Source organism: Anaerococcus sp. Marseille-P3625 (assembly GCF_900232825.1).
Lineage (GTDB): Bacteria > Bacillota > Clostridia > Tissierellales > Peptoniphilaceae > Anaerococcus.
This window is the reverse complement of sequence record NZ_OCTP01000011.1, coordinates 885,756-901,706: the sequence shown is the minus strand read 5'-3', so window position 1 is coordinate 901,706 and position 15,951 is coordinate 885,756. Positions and strand designations below refer to the sequence as shown.

Genomic DNA, 15,951 nt, shown 5'->3' with positions numbered 1-15,951 from the left:
TAAATCTACTCAGATCTTTCAAGATAATAGCCCACTTTCTTTTTTGTTTTGATTAAATTTCTTAAGCCAATTTCTTCAAGTTTTTTTCTTAGCCTCATAATGTTAACCGTTAGAGTATTATCATCTATAAATTCGTCAGTTTGCCATATCTTATCCATAAATTCTTCCCTTTTAAAAACTTTTCTAGGACTTTTAAACATCATTTCCAATATCATAAACTCATTTTTGCTAAGTGCTATTTCATATTCATTAAATTTTAAGGTCATTTTTTCCCTATCAAGGGATAAATCTTGATATATCAAATTATCATAAACTTCAACATACTCGTAAGTTCTTCTTAATAGTGCCTTTATTTTTGCAACTAGCAAATCCAGATCAAAAGGTTTGGTTATATAATCGTCAGCTCCCATATTCATTGCCATAATCTTGTTAAGATTTATGCTTGCTGAGGAAATAAATATAATGGGAATTTTAGAAACCGACCTTATTTTCTCACACCAATGATAACCATTAAAAAACGGCAATGAAATATCTATCAAAAGTAAGTCCGCCTTGAAATTTATAAATTCGTCAAAAACATTTTCAAAATCTTTGACTCCCGATACAATAAAATTCCAACTTTCTAAATATTTTTTTATAGCTTTAAAAATAACTTCATCATCTTCTATAATAAAAATACGAAATTCTTTCATATTCACCTCTTCTTATTAAAAAGTTAATCGTAAAATTAAAAAATCCTCCTAATTATTATATAATCAGAAAGATATTTTACTAATTTTAAATTTTATTTATGGTATGGGTGATTGTTGATTATCCTAAAGGCTCTGTAAATTTGCTCAAGCAAAATAACTCTCATCAGCTGGTGAGGGAAAGTCATTTTTGAAAATGACAATTTGTAATTTGCTCTTTGGCTAACAGCTTTGCTTAGCCCGTTTGAACCACCTATGACAAAAACTAAATTTCTGCCAAAGCCTTCTAGCATTTCATTTTGTATAAATTCGGCAAATTCCTCACTTGCCATTTGCTTACCCAAAATTTCTAGACTTATAAGATAATCATCATCGTTTATTTTTGCTAAAATTCTTTCTCCTTCTATTTCTTTGACTTTTTCAATTTCTTTCTGGCTTAAATTTTCAGCTGCAGGTTCATCAGTCACTTCCATGATTTCAACATCATTATAAGCTTTCATTCTTTTTAGATACTCGTCTATAGCAGCTTTGAAGAATTTTTCTTTGATTTTGCCTACTCCAATAATTTTTATTTTCATTTTTAACTTAAATAATGTTATCCAATTAACTGTATGTATGAAACATAAGAATCGTAAATCTTGCTAAAGCCTTCATTGTTCAAGGCTTTTTTTACCATTTCTTTTATTTCAGAAGTTTTAAAAACCTTTCTTTGATAAGCTTTCATACTATTTCTTACATCTTCCATAATATTGTTTAAGTCGGAAGTGTTTAAGTATTGGTCTTTAGACTTTGCTGCATCCTTAATAGATCTAAGGATCTTATCTTCAGAAAATTCTTCCAAATTTCCAGATCTTTTTATTACATACATATTTTTATCGTAAATACTATATAAAAATTCTGAAACCACATCCATTTGCAAATTTTCAGTTTCCTTTAGTACGTCTGTAATATCGTAATTTTTATCATTGAAATAGTCTATAATTAATTGAGTAAGTTCACGCATTTTTTGCCTCTTTTCTATATCTTTTTATAAATATACCCAATTTATTGTTATGATTGATTTTTTTAAGATTCTTTAAAGCTAGCATTTGCTAAGTAAACACCAGCTACAATAATTATTCCACCTATAAGTTGAGAAATTGTAAGCTTTTCCCCTAACAAGGATACTCCTGCTAGAACTGAAACAACAGTAGATATCCCAATAAAAGAAGAAGTCTTATTTACGCCAATATTTGCTATCGCAAAATTTGATAAGAAAAATGCAAAAACTGAGCAACCTATTCCTTGAAATAAAATGGCTTTTATCAAATTTTTATCACTTATAGCCAAAGCCAAGGTAGAAGATAGATTTCCATTGTTAATTGCCTCAGCTAGGGCAAGTATAAGAAAGAAAATGCAACCGCAAGTTATCATTGCATATGTGATTTCAACGCTTGTAAAATCACTAAGCTTAGAAACAGTAACACTATACATAGAATAGGCAGCTACGGCAATAAGCAAAAATAAATAACCTTTTAATGAAAAACTAGAATCAGTGCTTACTGCAAAAACTGTTATCATAACACCAACTAAAGTTACAAGAATACCAGAAATTTGAGTTTTACTTGGTTTTTCCTTTAAAAAGATAGTAGAGGCAGTCAAAGAAGCAACAGGAATACAAGCTAGAAAAATACCACTTTCAGAAGCAGTAGAATTAGCTATTCCGATAGTTTCACCAATAAAATAACAACAAGGATCAATAATTCCCAAAATTATAAGTGGTAAAATGCTCTTGCCCTTAAAATTTATTTTCACAACTTTAATAACCACTAAGATACTCATAACAACAAAGGCAACAAAAAACCTAAAAGCTAAAAGAGAAAACTCGCTAGTAGATTGGGTGGCTTGCTTAGTAAAAATATAAGATAAACCAAAAATAGCTTCACAAGAAATAGCAGCTAAGATACCAAGCTTTATAGATCTTTGATCATGATTTTTCAAAATATCCTCCACAAAAAATAATTACCTTAATATAATAACACAATCTGTAAATAAAAGGTAATTATTAAAATAAGTCTTGAGTAAAATAATGATAATACATTAATAAAATAGGGAAATCATAATACTGGAAATTTCCATTGAAAATTAGATAAAAGAAAAGCACCGTAAAAGATGGTGCGAATCTTGTGGGTCTTTAGAAACTCGAACTCTGGACCTAGTCCGCTGTGCGGTTTCAGATGCTTGCATCTGAAATCTCTGAGGTGAACGAAGTGAACCCAGAGAACTGTTAAGAGCCGAAAGGCTCATAACCGGTTCGTAAATATGTACCGATCATTATATAAAAAGAAAAGCACCATCAAAGATGGTGCGAATCTGGTGGGCCTCCAGGGACTCGAACCCTGGACCTAGTCCGCTGTGCGGTTTCAGATGCTTGCATCTGAAATCTCTAAGGTGAACGAAGTGAACCCAGAGAACTGTTAAGAGCCGAAAGGCTCATAACCGGTTCGTAAATATGTACCGATCATTATATAAAAAGAAAAGCACCATCAAAGATGGTGCGAATCTGGTGGGCCTTAAGGGACTCGAATCCTGGACCTAGTCCGCTGTGCGGTTTCAGATGCTTGCATCTGAAATCTCTGAGGTGAACGAAGTGAACCCAGAGAACTGTTAAGAGCCGAAAGGCTCATAACCGGTTCGTAAATATGTACCGATCATTATATAAAAAGAAAAGCACCATCAAAGATGGTGCGAATCTGGTGGCCCTTAAGGGACTCGAACCCTGGACCTAGTCCGCTGTGCGGTTTCAGATGCTTGCATCTGAAATCTCTGAGGTGAACGAAGTGAACCCAGAGAACTGTTAAGAGCCGAAAGGCTCATAACCGGTTCGTAAATATGTACCGTTCATTATATAAAAAGAAAAGCACCATCAAAGATGGTGCGAATCTGGTGGGCCTCCAGGGACTCGAACCCTGGACCTACCGGTTATGAGCCGGGCGCTCTAACCGACTGAGCTAGAGGCCCACAATATAACATTAATCTTAAAATATTCATAAACATTATGGTGGACCTGAGTAGACTCGAACTACCGACCTCACGCTTATCAGGCGTGCGCTCTAACCACCTGAGCTACAGGTCCATAAAATAAAATATTAAATTGGCAGGGGAGACAGGATTTGAACCCGCGACATCCGGTTTTGGAGACCGACGTTCTGCCAGCTGAACTACTCCCCTAGGATTATCTATGGTAAATAACCTAACCTCACGGATTATGATTAACCTAACCTTTATTAATGGTGCCCAGAGGCGGAATCGAACCACCGACACGAGGATTTTCAGTCCTCTGCTCTACCGACTGAGCTATCTGGGCAAAAATTATGGCGGAGAAGGAGGGATTTGAACCCTCGCATCCCTTTTGAAAGGATCTACTCCCTTAGCAGGGGAGCCTCTTCAGCCACTTGAGTACTTCTCCAAAATTAATAAACTATTTATATTATTAAGCATTAAAAAATAAGCTCTATCTGGCGGAGAGGAAGGGATTCGAACCCTTGTGAGCCAATGACTCTAACGGTTTTCAAGACCGCCCCGTTATGACCGCTTCGGTACCTCTCCAAATATTTATAAAAGTATTCAAATGGCAAAAAGATAAATGCTTTCTGATAATAGATGAGCCTATCTCGTGTGAAATAGGCTTATCTTAAATGGTGACCCATCGGAGATTCGAACTCCGGACACCCTGATTAAAAGTCAGGTGCTCTACCGACTGAGCTAATGGATCATATGGCTGGGATAGCAGGACTCGAACCTACGCATACCAGAGTCAAAGTCTGGTGCCTTACCGACTTGGCTATATCCCAATATAAAACATACAAAGATATTATACAAGATATAGGTCATCTTGCAAATCCTATTAACAATTATTATTGGCGCGCCTGGGAGGAATCGAACCCCCGGCACACGGATTAGAAGTCCGTTGCTCTATCCAGCTGAGCTACAGGCGCATATTTTATGGAGCGGGTGAAGGGAATCGAACCCTCGCAACCAGCTTGGAAGGCTGGGGCTCTACCACTGAGCTACACCCGCATACTCAAAATAGAAAACATGCAATAAATAACTTTATTTGGTGGGGATGAGCGGATTCGAACCACTGAAAGCAAAGCTAACGGATTTACAGTCCGTCCCATTTGGCCAACTCTGGAACATCCCCAAATATTAAATTATTGGAGCTGATGATAGGACTTGAACCTACAACCTATTGATTACAAATCAATTGCTCTGCCAATTGAGCTACATCAGCATATTGGATCACTATTGCAATCCAAATGGCGACTCGGATGGGGATCGAACCCACGACCTCCGCCGTGACAGGGCGGCATTCTAACCAGCTGAACTACCGAGCCATAAAGCTATTTAAAACTTAAAAATACTTTTTAAATAAACATCAAATATTTAATTGGTGGAAGTAACAGGGCTCGAACCTGTGACCCCCTGCTTGTAAGGCAGATGCTCTCCCAACTGAGCTATACTTCCATAATGGTGACCCTACCGGGATTTGAACCCGGGATACCACCGTGAAAGGGTGGTGTCTTAACCGCTTGACCATAGGGCCTCAAAAAATATAAAATCTAAAAACATTTATTAATTATAAATTGCAACAAAGTTGCAAGTGTCTTAGTCGACTCCATAACGAAATCAGAGATTTCTATTTCGCGACATTTGACCTACCATCGATTTATTTCATAAATCGGGTTAGGATCAAAAACCACTTGACCATAGAGCCATGTCAAATGACAAAAACTATTATAACATATAAAAAATTACTATGCAAGTTTTTTTTAATAATGGTTGCGGGAGCTGGATTTGAACCAACGACCTCCGGGTTATGAGCCCGACGAGCTACCAAACTGCTCTATCCCGCGATAATTTAACAGAAAATTTGGTGCCGAGGACCGGAATCGAACCGGTACGATGTTTGACCATCGCAGGATTTTAAGTCCTGTGCGTCTGCCAGTTCCGCCACCCCGGCACGTATAACATTAAATAATTGGCGCTCAGGGTGGGACTCGAACCCACAACCTACCGGTTAACAGCCGGGTGCTCCACCATTGAGCTACCTAAGCATATTTTTTTGTGTTCATTTAATTTTCTACTAGCCTATTGGCTAGTAGTTTTTAAATGTTTAGCAGCGTCCTACTCTACCGGGAGGCTTCCCTCCGAGTACCATCGGCGTTGTTGGGCTTAACTTCTGTGTTCGGTATGGTTACAGGTGTATCCCCAGCGCTATCGCCACTATATTTTTTTTAAACCTTCTAAATAGCAACCAATATTTCCAGTCAAGTTTTAATGGTTAGTATCCTTTAGCTTAATACATTACTGTACTTACACCTTGGACCTATCTAAGGTATTTTCTTTACCTTCTTTGAGAAATCTTATCTTGAGGGTTGCTTCGTACTTAGATGCTTTCAGTACTTATCAATTCCATACTTAGCTACCCAGCTATGCTTCTGGCGAAACAACTGGTGCACCAGTGGTATGTCCATCCCGGTCCTCTCGTACTAGGGACAGCTCCTCGCAAATTTCTTACGCCCACGCTGGATAGGGACCGAACTGTCTCACGACGTTCTGAACCCAGCTCGCGTGCCTCTTTAATGGGCGAACAGCCCAACCCTTGGGACCTACTTCAGCCCCAGGATGAGACGAGCCGACATCGAGGTGCCAAACCTCCCCGTCGATGTGGACTCTTGGGGGAGATAAGCCTGTTATCCCCGGGGTAGCTTTTATCCGTTGAGCGATGGCCCTTCCATTCGGAACCACCGGATCACTAAGTCCGTATTTCTACTCTGCTTGATTTGTCTATCTCGCAGTTAAGCTCGCTTGTGCCTTTGTACTCTTCGAATGGTTTCCGTCCATTCTGAGCGAACCTTTGAACGCCTCCGTTACTTTTTGGGAGGCGACCGCCCCAGTCAAACTGCCCAACTGACAATGTCCAATGCCCAGCTTCATGGGTCATTGTTAGAATTTTGATATTAGAGGGTTGGTATCCCAAGGATGACTTCGCCTACACTGGCGTGCAGGTTTCATAGTCTCCCAACTATCCTGTACGTCTAATCTCAAAATCCAATATCAGCCTACAGTAAAGCTCCACGGGGTCTTTCCGTCCTAGCGTGGGTAAGTCGCATCTTCACGACTACTACAATTTCACCGGATCCTTTGTTGAGACAGTGCCCAAATCGTTACACCTTTCGTGCGGGTCGGAACTTACCCGACAAGGAATTTCGCTACCTTAGGACCGTTATAGTTACGGCCGCCGTTTACTGGGGCTTAAGTTCTGGCCTTCGATTGCTCTAAGCCTTCCCCTTAACCTTCCAGCACCGGGCAGGTGTCAGCTCCTATACTTCATCTTGCGATTTTGCAGAAACTTGTGTTTTTGGTAAACAGTCGCTTGGGCCTGGTTTCTGTGGCCAGATCGCTCTGGCTCCCCTTCTCGCGAACTTACGGGGATATTTTGCCGAGTTCCTTAACAAAGGTTCTTCCGCGCGTCTTGGTATTCTCTACCTCCCTACCTGTGTCGGTTTTGGTACGGGCGCTTTGGTCTTGATAGTGACTTTTCTTGGCAATTTGAATTTAACTATTTCTCTACTTGTGTTTTCGATGCCTATCGCACATTGGCTGCTGATCAGCGGATTTGCCTACTGAAAAGCCTTTGTGTTTAGACTGCCTTCCATCAGGCAGCTAGTGTGTCCTCTTGCGTCATCACGTCTCTTTAACGACTTTAAGCGGTACAGGATTTTAAACCTGTTGTCCATCGGCTACGCCTTTCGGCCTTGCCTTAGGTCCCGACTTTCCCTGAGGGGACGAGCCTTGCTCAGGAGTCCTTAGGGTTTCGACGGGAGAGATTCTCACTCTCCTTCTCGCTACTCATGCCAGCATTCTCTCTTGTATAGGCTCCACTTTTGTTTTCACTTTGGCTTCTTCGCTTATACAATGCTCCTCTACCACTGATAGAGAGTTTAAATCTATTCATAAGTAACCACTTTTTTAGGTTTTTGAATACTTTTACCAGGTTCATACTTTTGTATGTCTGTTTCGGTGATAATTTCATGACCTAACCCCAAAACTTGTTTTGGTTGGTAGGTCAGACGTCGCACTGTTTCAAATCTTCGATTTGTCAGAGTGCCGACGATAGTAATTTACAACTTACTTTTTTTTTTATTTACGTAATTTGATTTGTTACTCGTTTATCTTGATTGTTTTTTTATATTTCCTAGTTAAGTTTTCTTTTGCCTTTTTTTATGGTTTCCTTTTTATGAGATAGATTTAAATTCTCTATCAATCCGAAGCTTCGGTACTGGATTTTAGCCCCGTTTATTTTCGGCGCAAACCCACTTGACCAGTGAGCTATTACGCATTCTTTAAATGTATGGCTGCTTCTAAGCCAACGTCCTGGTTGTCTTAGTAGGTTCACATCCTTTTCCACTTAATCCAGATTTTGGGACCTTAGCTGTCGGTCTGGGCTGTTTCCCTTTCGACTTAGGAGCTTATCCCTCTAAGTCTGACTCCATGATTTGATTTTTTGGCATTCGGAGTTTGATAGGCTTTGGTACGTTAACCGCCCTAGGCCATTCAGTGCTCTACCTCCTTAAATCTTTGATCATAGGCTAGCCCTAAAGCTATTTCGAGGAGAACCAGCTATCTCCGGGTTCGTTTGGTTTTTCGCCCCTAGCCACAGTTCATCCGATGCGTTTTAAACCGCACCCGGTTCGAGCCTCCAGTGAATTTTACTTCACCTTCACTCTGACCATGGCTAGATCACCCGGTTTCGGGTCTATCATAGTAAACTTTCGCCCTGTTAAGACTCGCTTTCGCTTGGACTTCGCATCTTAAATGCTTAATCTTGCTTGCTATGATAACTCGCTGGCCCATTCTACAAAAGGTACGACATCAATCTTTTGATCTCTGTCTGCTTGTAGGCTTAAGGTTTCAGGTTCTATTTCACTCCCCTTGCGGGGTTCTTTTCACCTTTCCCTCACGGTACTTGTTCACTATCGGTCACATGTTAGTATTTAGCCTTAGGGGATGGGCCCCCTATCTTCACAGCAAATTCCTCGTGTTCACTGCTACTTGCCCCCAAAAATTTGTTTTCTTTTGTCTACAAGACTTTCACTTTCTTTGGTTCATTTTCCCAAATGATTTGACTAAAAAACATATTTCTTATTGGGTTGGGCTGTTTTCTTTTCGCTCGCCGCTACTTGGAAAATCGAGTTTTCTTTCTTTTCCTCCTGCTACTTAGATGTTTCAGTTCGCAGGGTCTGGCTTCATAAGACTATGTGTTTATCTTATGATGTCTAATTCTTCATTAGACGGGTTTCCCCATTCGGAGACCTAGGGGTTGGTGCTTGTTGTGAGCTTACCCTAGTTTTCGTTCACTTACGTCCTTCTTCGCCTTCATGTGCCAAGGCATCCACCTTGAGCCCTTTCTTTCTTGACTGGAAATATTGTTTGCTATTTAGTTTTGTCTCATTGCTGAGTGGTTCGATTTAATGACTCTATCTTTAGCCAGACTCGTCGGCTTGCTGACAAAGTTGCTTGCAACTTTGATTCGCAGCGACGTCTGATCTTCCATCAATTTTGCTTTGCAAAATTGGAATAGGTCATCATGGTGGAGGTAAAGAGATTCGAACTCTTGACCCCCTGCGTGCAAGGCAGGTGCTCTCCCAGCTGAGCTATACCCCCATGTAATATCAATGATTATTTTTCTTTTCTAATTTTGAGTTACTTTTCTAGTTTTTCTAGTTTTCTCTCTGTTGAGAAGTCGACTTGTCGACTTCTCAATCCTTAGAAAGGAGGTGATCCAGCCGCACCTTCCGATACGGCTACCTTGTTACGACTTCACCCCAGTTACTGACCCTACCTTCGACTGCTGCATTCCTTACGGTTTGCTCACAGGCTTCGGGTATTGCCAACTCCCATGGTGTGACGGGCGGTGTGTACAAGACCCGGGAACGCATTCACCGCGACATGCTGATTCGCGATTACTAGCAACTCCAACTTCATGATCTCGAGTTGCAGAGATCAATCCGAACTGGGACAGGCTTTTTGAGGTTCGCTTGATTTTGCAATTTCGCTGCTCTCTGTTCCTGCCATTGTAGCACGTGTGTAGCCCAAGTCATATAGGGCATGATGATTTGACGTCATCCCCACCTTCCTCCGGTTTGTCACCGGCAGTATTGCTAGAGTCCCCAACTTAATGATGGTAACTAGCTATAAGGGTTGCGCTCGTTATGGGACTTAACCCAACATCTCACGACACGAGCTGACGACAACCATGCACCACCTGTAATACAGCCTTCCGAAAGAAGTAAGGAACTATCTCTAATCCCCTCCGTATTATGTCAAGACTTGGTAAGGTTTTTCGCGTTGCTTCGAATTAAACCACATGCTCCGCTGCTTGTGCGGGTCCCCGTCAATTCCTTTGAGTTTCACACTTGCGTGCGTACTCCCCAGGCGGAGTGTTTATTGCGTTAGCTGCGGCACCCAGATTTACTCCAGACACCTAACACTCATCGTTTACGGCGTGGACTACCAGGGTATCTAATCCTGTTTGCTACCCACGCTTTCGTACCTCAGCGTCAGAATATGACCAGAAAGTCGCCTTCGCCACCGGTATTCCTCCTAATATCTGCGCATTTCACCGCTACACTAGGAATTCCACTTTCCCTTTCATTTCTCAAGTTATACAGTTTTAGAAGCTTACTATAGTTGAGCTATGGGATTTCACTTCTAACTTATTTAACCGCCTACGTACCCTTTACGCCCAATGATTCCGGATAACGCTCGGTCCATACGTATTACCGCGGCTGCTGGCACGTATTTAGCCGGACCTTATTCGTATAGTACTGTCATTTTCTTCCTATACAAAAGATTTTTACAACCCGAAGGCCTTCTAAATCACGCGGCGTCGCTGCATCAGGGTTTCCCCCATTGTGCAAAATTCCCCACTGCTGCCTCCCGTAGGAGTCTGGGCCGTGTCTCAGTCCCAATGTGGCCGTACACTCTCTCAAGCCGGCTACTGATCGTTGCCTTGGTAGGCTTTTATCTTACCAACTAGCTAATCAGACGCAAGTCCATCTTAGAGCGAGATTCTTTGATAAGGCTATCATGCGATGGCTTTATGTTATTGGGTATTATTCTCAGTTTCCTAAGGCTATCCCCATCTCTAAGGCAGGTTACTCACGTGTTACTCACCCGTTCGCCACTAATCCACTTATTTTCATTCCGAAGAAATCAAATGAGTTTCATCGTTCGACTTGCATGTGTTATGCACGCCGCCAGCGTTTATCCTGAGCCAGGATCAAACTCTCATGAAAATTATATGAGAGCTTTTGATTCAAGCTCTTAATTCATTTACACTGATTTAATCAATGCGTGATTTAAGTTTATCCATCCATTTATCATAGATTGAAATCATTTTTTAGACAATTTGTTTTTGTCTATAAGGTTACTCAAATTAATTGATTTTTGTTTAATTACTATTTAATTTATTGGATAAGTTTTCTTATCCGGTTCTTGTGTCGCTTGTTAACGACAAGATATATAATACCATCTTTATTTTAGCTTGTCAAATATTTTTTTAATATTTTTAAGCTTTTGCTAGAAAATTTACCTTTTAGCAGGTGTGGTATTGATATATAATACCCTACTTTAAGAAATTTGTCAAATTGCTTTTGTCGATAATTTCTAAAGTGGTGCTAATTATATTACTATATTTTTCTCTTTTTGTCAAATATTTTATTTTGCCTTATAAAGAACATTTTGGAGTTTTATTTTTTCAAAAAAATAGACCTAACTAATCTCTTTATCTTAGCTAGGTCTATTTGCTAAAGTATATTAATTTACTTTTTGGTATTCTTTTGTTTCTATGGTTATTTTTGATTTATCGCTTTTTACAAGTTCTTCTTTTAATGATAAATTTTCTATTGATAAGTTGCTTAGGCCACTAGCTTTTTTTGGAAATGATATACATTCTTCTGTTTGACAATCAAATATATAGGTGTTTTCCATGTTAATTCCTATTGGAATTTCAATGTTTGACCTTATTGGGGCAGATGAATCAAAACGCATTACTATTATTTCATTGTTTTCTTTTAGCAAGTAACCGTAGGTATCTGAACCCATATATTCTACATTGTCAAATTTTACTTTTATGTTGGAGTTTGCCTTATAGGAAAATTCTTCGCTTCTTACTCCAAATAAAATTTTGTTGTTTTGATTTGTATATCTTAAAAGATCTTTTGTTTTTGATATTGGTAGAGCTAATCTTTGTCCAAATATATCTACATAGTAATTTGAACCATCTCTGTGTAGATTTGTTTCTATTACGTTCATTTTTGGCGATCCTATAAATTCAGCTATGAATCTATTTTTAGGATGGTAATAAAGATTTAGGGGGCTATCAAATTGTACTAGCTCTCCTTGATTTAAGACTGCGATCCTATCTCCCATTGTCATAGCTTCAATTTGATCGTGGGTTACATAGATAAATGTCGTGGCTAGTTTTTTGTGAAGCCTTACTATTTCTGATCTCATCTCTACTCTTAGCTTTGCGTCGAGATTTGATAATGGTTCATCTAGCAAAAATACTTTTGGATTTCTAACCATAGCACGACCTAGGGCAACTCTTTGCCTTTGGCCTCCTGATAATTGTGCTGGTTTTCTATCCAGAAGTTCTTCTAGTTTTAAAGTTTTTGCTATTTCATTTACTTTTTCCTCGATGGTTTTTTTATCTACTTTTTGCATTTTTAGTGCAAAACCTATGTTTTCTCTAATTGTCATGTGTGGATATAAGGCGTAGGATTGAAATACCATTGCTATGTCCCTATCTTTAGGGGAGATATTGTTCATTCTTACATCGTCAATATAAAAATCTCCTTTTGATATTGACTCAAGTCCTGCTATCATCCTAAGTGTGGTTGATTTTCCGCAACCTGAAGGGCCTACTAATACTACAAATTCTTTATCATTTATTTCAAGATTTATATCTTTCGCACCTTCAAATCCATTTTCATAAATTTTATATATGCCTTCTAATTTTACTTTTGCCATTTTTTAACCTTTTACCGCTCCTTGTGTTAATCCCTTTACCATGTTCTTTTGAGCAAACATGAATATTATTAAAGATGGTATCATACAAACTACAACTCCTGCTATCATCAAAAGCATGGATTGAGCATCGGCTGAGTTTAACATTGAAATACCAATTTGTACCGTTCTATAACTATCAGCTCCAGTTATCAAAAGTGGCCACATATACATATTCCATGCACCCAAAAACGATTGAACTGCAAGAGCTCCAATTGTTGGCTTTGATAGAGGAATTAATATTCTAAATATAAAACCTATGTCACTTGCACCGTCAATTTTGCTTGCTTCATAAATTTCCATTGGAAATGTTTTGAAGGCTTGCCTAAACAAAAAAATTCCCATGGCGCTTGTAAGATATGGTGCAACAAGTCCGAAGAAGGAATCTTGAAAACCCCAGCCTGAAATCATTAGAAAATTTGAAATTATCGTTGTTTCTCCAGGAATCATGGTTGTTGCCATAATTATTGCAAATAACAGTCCCTTTTGCTTAAAATGCAAAAAGTGTAAGGCGAAAGCAGCAAGAATGGCCGTCACCATTTGAAATGCAGTTATTATTACAGAAACTATAAGTGAGTTTATAATGTAGCCTTCTATGGGTGCAATTTTAAATACGTCTTTGTAATTTTGTAAAGTCGGATTAGCTGTAAAAAAAGTTTTGTCATATAGTTCATGGCTTGGTTTTACACTCATTACAAAGGCGTAAATAATTGGAAATAGTACAAATATTACAACTATTACATTTAGAATAAGTCTAATAATTTTACCTGTATCAAGGCTTTCTTTTCTAAGAGTTTTTTTGTTATTTAAGCTTTTTAAAAATGATATGCTATTATTACTTACTTGCATTTTTATCTCCATTTGACCTAAAAGCTATTATAGTTAATATCATGACTATAAAAAAAAGAACCACTGATTCTGCTGAAGCGTAGCCGTATCTGTAATTCATAAAAGCATTTTTATAGATATCATGAACTATTACATTTGTTGCTTCCCCCGGTCCACCTTGGGTAAGAAGTTTGATTTGACCAAAGGATTGAAAAGCATTAATGATATTTGTAACTACTACAAAAAACATAATCGGTCTTACTGATGGAAGAGTAACGTGTTTAAATTGATTAAAGCCGTTTGCTCCATCTATAGAAGCCGCCTCATACAAACTATCGTCAATTCCAGATAGTCCAGATGAGAAATACAAAAAATTCATACCTGAATTTAGCCAAGCTGTTAATACTCCAACGCTTATCAAGGCCCATTTTGGATCTGATAACCAATTGATGTTAGTTTTAAAAATTACATTTAATATACCCACAGATTGGTTAAGCATTACCTTAAAAACCAAGGCCATTCCAGATGAGGCAATAGCTATAGGAAGAGAATAAGCTGCTGAAAAGACTCTAATGCCAGGAAAATTTACCCTACACAACAAAGCTGTTGCAAAGCCTAACAAAACTCCTATAACTACTACTATAATTACATAAATAAAACTGACTTTTAAGCTATTCCAAAAAGATGGAGAAGACAAAAGGTCAGAGTAATTTTTAAATCCAATAAAGATAGTATTGGCTCCCATATTATCCGTAGCGTACAGACTACGAATTATAGTCTGTACGAATGGATAAAATACAAAAACAGTTAAGAAAGCCAATGCTGGTAGCATGTATAGATAGGCTTTATTATTGTATTGTTTCATTTTTTGTTAACCTTGTTATAAGATTCTAAAGCCTCATCTATTTCTTTTGCCATGGCCTTACTTGCATCTTCTGGAGAAGTATTTCCATTTAGCATTTCTTCTATATATTTTTCCATGATTTGACGAGATTCTTGGTAAACTGTTGCAAGTGCGCCTTGATCTTCTGGCTTAGAATCATGCAATTGATCTATAGCTGTTTCAAATTGTGGTGATTTTTTGATTAGTTCTTTAAATTCGTCTGTATCAAGAACTCCCTTATTTACCGGGAAATATCCTGTATTTGCATTCCAATAAATTTGAGAGTCGACGCTTACTAGGAATTTTATGAAGTCCCAAGCTCCCTTCATTTTTTCTTCATCACCTGAGTTAAGGGCATATAGAGAAGCTCCACCGATTGAAACTCCGTTTTTGTCAGAATCTTTTACAGCTGGGAAATATGCAGTTCCAACTTCGAATCTATCGCCAACTTCTGAAAGAATTTGGGTTAATGACGCTGTTGAAGCAAAAGTCATAGCGCTTGTTCCTGAGTTAAATTCTGGTATTCCGCCTTGTTTGCCAACATTTGGTGCAATCCCCTCATCTTCAAGTGCTTTCCATTGTTCAAGAATATTTAAAATTCCCTTGTTTTCTTCAAATACTGTCTTGTTTGGATTTGCTTTTCTACCATTTTCATTATCGAAAATATCAAGACCTTCTTTGTTCATAAATTGGTCAATCCACCAACCATAAACACTAAATGAAATCGGCATTTCTGTAACTCCAGATTCTTTTAATTTCTTGCCAACTGTCATCATTTCTTCCAAAGATTTTGGTGGCTTTACACCTGCTTTGTCAAACATATCTTTGTTGTAATACAAAAGTGGTGTAGATGAGTTAAATGGCATAGAATTTAGTTTGCCATCAACAGTGTAATAGGCAAGAAGATTATCTTCTAATTGTGATGTATCGTATTTTTCTTCATCGACAAATTCTTGAATAGGTTTAATTAGACCAGAGTCAATCATATATCTTGTTCCAAGTTCAAATACTTGTACGACATCAGCGCCTACATCTTTTCCTGAAGCAGATGATCTAATTTTTGTTAATGCATCATCATATTCGCCTTGGAATTCTGCTTTTACAAGATACTTATCTTGAGATTTGTTATATTCTTCTACAAGATGATCAATAGCTTCATTTAGATTTCCACCCATTGAGTGCCAGAAAACAATAGTGGTTTTTCCATCCGTTGAATTCTTATCTGAACTTTCTTTATCCTTACTTTCACTTGCTTCTTTAGTTTCATTGCTAGTTGTTTTTGAACTATCAGTTGATGAATTATCATCCTTACGACCTGCACAAGCTGTTAAGCTTATAAACATCAAGACTAACATTAGTCTACTAAAAATTTTTTTAAACATATATCCTCCAATGTTTTTAATACTTTATGATTATAAATAAGCTTTATAAAATCTA

General features: G+C 38.2%; 8 protein-coding genes, 19 tRNA genes and 3 rRNA genes. All 30 read right to left on the bottom strand.

The annotated features are described in order from the left end of the window. Positions 1 to 5 precede the first annotated feature (5 nt). The 30 genes from CS884_RS09575 to CS884_RS09430 all read right to left on the bottom strand — a co-directional run bounded on the left by CS884_RS09575 (position 6) and on the right by CS884_RS09430 (position 15,896). Positions 6 to 692 (bottom strand): response regulator transcription factor, encoded by a 687-nt coding sequence (locus CS884_RS09575; protein WP_099321592.1) that lies wholly within the window; start codon positions 690 to 692, stop codon positions 6 to 8. A 92-nt stretch (positions 693 to 784) separates the two neighbouring features. After that, entirely contained in the window at positions 785 to 1,267 is a 483-nt protein-coding gene (rlmH, locus tag CS884_RS09570) for a 23S rRNA (pseudouridine(1915)-N(3))-methyltransferase RlmH (RefSeq protein WP_099321591.1), read from the bottom strand. Between the two features lie 17 nt (positions 1,268 to 1,284). Next, positions 1,285 to 1,692 carry an ATP cone domain-containing protein gene (locus CS884_RS09565; protein WP_099321590.1) on the bottom strand — a complete coding sequence of 136 codons (408 nt, stop codon included), beginning with the start codon at positions 1,690 to 1,692 and terminating at the stop codon, positions 1,285 to 1,287. Between the two features lie 62 nt (positions 1,693 to 1,754). Further along, a complete protein-coding gene (locus CS884_RS09560; RefSeq protein ID WP_099321589.1) occupies positions 1,755 to 2,669 on the bottom strand; it encodes a DMT family transporter in 915 nt (304 codons plus the stop codon). A 943-nt stretch (positions 2,670 to 3,612) separates the two neighbouring features. Next, positions 3,613 to 3,689, bottom strand: a tRNA-Ile gene (locus tag CS884_RS09555). Positions 3,690 to 3,727: 38 nt separating this feature from the next. After that, positions 3,728 to 3,804 (bottom strand) — tRNA-Ile (locus CS884_RS09550). 19 nt (positions 3,805 to 3,823) lie between these two features. Next, positions 3,824 to 3,899 (bottom strand) — tRNA-Trp (locus tag CS884_RS09545). Between the two features lie 60 nt (positions 3,900 to 3,959). Further along, positions 3,960 to 4,035, bottom strand: a tRNA-Phe gene (locus tag CS884_RS09540). Between the two features lie 8 nt (positions 4,036 to 4,043). Further along, positions 4,044 to 4,137, bottom strand: a tRNA-Ser gene (locus CS884_RS09535). A gap of 50 nt (positions 4,138 to 4,187) precedes the next feature. After that, a tRNA-Ser gene (locus tag CS884_RS09530) sits at positions 4,188 to 4,277 on the bottom strand. 90 nt (positions 4,278 to 4,367) lie between these two features. Next, positions 4,368 to 4,443: transfer RNA gene (locus CS884_RS09525), tRNA-Lys, on the bottom strand. A 3-nt stretch (positions 4,444 to 4,446) separates the two neighbouring features. Next, positions 4,447 to 4,522: transfer RNA gene (locus tag CS884_RS09520), tRNA-Gln, on the bottom strand. 67 nt (positions 4,523 to 4,589) lie between these two features. Then, a tRNA-Arg gene (locus CS884_RS09515) sits at positions 4,590 to 4,666 on the bottom strand. An 8-nt stretch (positions 4,667 to 4,674) separates the two neighbouring features. Then, positions 4,675 to 4,748 (bottom strand) — tRNA-Gly (locus CS884_RS09510). 38 nt (positions 4,749 to 4,786) lie between these two features. Then, positions 4,787 to 4,872: transfer RNA gene (locus CS884_RS09505), tRNA-Tyr, on the bottom strand. Positions 4,873 to 4,886: 14 nt separating this feature from the next. Then, positions 4,887 to 4,962, bottom strand: a tRNA-Thr gene (locus tag CS884_RS09500). Positions 4,963 to 4,988: 26 nt separating this feature from the next. Then, positions 4,989 to 5,065: transfer RNA gene (locus CS884_RS09495), tRNA-Asp, on the bottom strand. A 54-nt stretch (positions 5,066 to 5,119) separates the two neighbouring features. Then, positions 5,120 to 5,195 (bottom strand) — tRNA-Val (locus CS884_RS09490). A gap of 4 nt (positions 5,196 to 5,199) precedes the next feature. Continuing rightward, positions 5,200 to 5,274: transfer RNA gene (locus CS884_RS09485), tRNA-Glu, on the bottom strand. A gap of 233 nt (positions 5,275 to 5,507) precedes the next feature. Beyond that, a tRNA-Met gene (locus CS884_RS09480) sits at positions 5,508 to 5,584 on the bottom strand. An 18-nt stretch (positions 5,585 to 5,602) separates the two neighbouring features. Then, positions 5,603 to 5,691 (bottom strand) — tRNA-Leu (locus CS884_RS09475). Between the two features lie 19 nt (positions 5,692 to 5,710). After that, positions 5,711 to 5,785: transfer RNA gene (locus CS884_RS09470), tRNA-Asn, on the bottom strand. 57 nt (positions 5,786 to 5,842) lie between these two features. Then, positions 5,843 to 5,959: ribosomal RNA gene (rrf, locus tag CS884_RS09465) — 5S ribosomal RNA — on the bottom strand. 35 nt (positions 5,960 to 5,994) lie between these two features. Continuing rightward, positions 5,995 to 9,153, bottom strand: a 23S ribosomal RNA gene (locus CS884_RS09460). Positions 9,154 to 9,322: 169 nt separating this feature from the next. Then, positions 9,323 to 9,398 (bottom strand) — tRNA-Ala (locus CS884_RS09455). A gap of 106 nt (positions 9,399 to 9,504) precedes the next feature. Next, positions 9,505 to 11,032, bottom strand: a 16S ribosomal RNA gene (locus CS884_RS09450). Together the 16S, 23S and 5S rRNA genes with 19 tRNA genes alongside form the textbook arrangement of a ribosomal RNA operon. A 520-nt stretch (positions 11,033 to 11,552) precedes the next feature. Next, a complete protein-coding gene (locus CS884_RS09445) occupies positions 11,553 to 12,767 on the bottom strand; it encodes an ABC transporter ATP-binding protein (RefSeq protein WP_099321588.1) in 1,215 nt (404 codons plus the stop codon). Between the two features lie 3 nt (positions 12,768 to 12,770). After that, positions 12,771 to 13,652, bottom strand: coding sequence for a carbohydrate ABC transporter permease (locus tag CS884_RS09440; protein WP_099321587.1), 882 nt, complete (start codon positions 13,650 to 13,652; stop codon positions 12,771 to 12,773). After that, the gene (locus CS884_RS09435; RefSeq protein WP_099321586.1) at positions 13,639 to 14,496 is read right to left on the bottom strand and encodes a carbohydrate ABC transporter permease; all 858 of its coding nucleotides are present in this window, start codon (positions 14,494 to 14,496) and stop codon (positions 13,639 to 13,641) included. Before CS884_RS09435 ends, CS884_RS09440 begins: the two co-directional genes overlap by 14 nt. Next, positions 14,493 to 15,896 (bottom strand): ABC transporter substrate-binding protein, encoded by a 1,404-nt coding sequence (locus tag CS884_RS09430; protein WP_099321585.1) that lies wholly within the window; start codon positions 15,894 to 15,896, stop codon positions 14,493 to 14,495. The genes CS884_RS09435 and CS884_RS09430 overlap by 4 nt, the downstream gene beginning before the upstream one ends. Positions 15,897 to 15,951: the final 55 nt, after the last annotated feature.

Coding starts and splice junctions, on each gene's coding strand:
- CS884_RS09430 (WP_099321585.1), bottom strand. CDS start 15,896: ATGTTTAAAAAAATTTTTAGTAGACTAATGTTAGTCTTGATGTTTATA.
- rlmH (WP_099321591.1), bottom strand. CDS start 1,267: ATGAAAATAAAAATTATTGGAGTAGGCAAAATCAAAGAAAAATTCTTC.
- CS884_RS09440 (WP_099321587.1), bottom strand. CDS start 13,652: ATGCAAGTAAGTAATAATAGCATATCATTTTTAAAAAGCTTAAATAAC.
- CS884_RS09445 (WP_099321588.1), bottom strand. CDS start 12,767: ATGGCAAAAGTAAAATTAGAAGGCATATATAAAATTTATGAAAATGGA.
- CS884_RS09435 (WP_099321586.1), bottom strand. CDS start 14,496: ATGAAACAATACAATAATAAAGCCTATCTATACATGCTACCAGCATTG.
- CS884_RS09565 (WP_099321590.1), bottom strand. CDS start 1,692: ATGCGTGAACTTACTCAATTAATTATAGACTATTTCAATGATAAAAAT.
- CS884_RS09575 (WP_099321592.1), bottom strand. CDS start 692: ATGAAAGAATTTCGTATTTTTATTATAGAAGATGATGAAGTTATTTTT.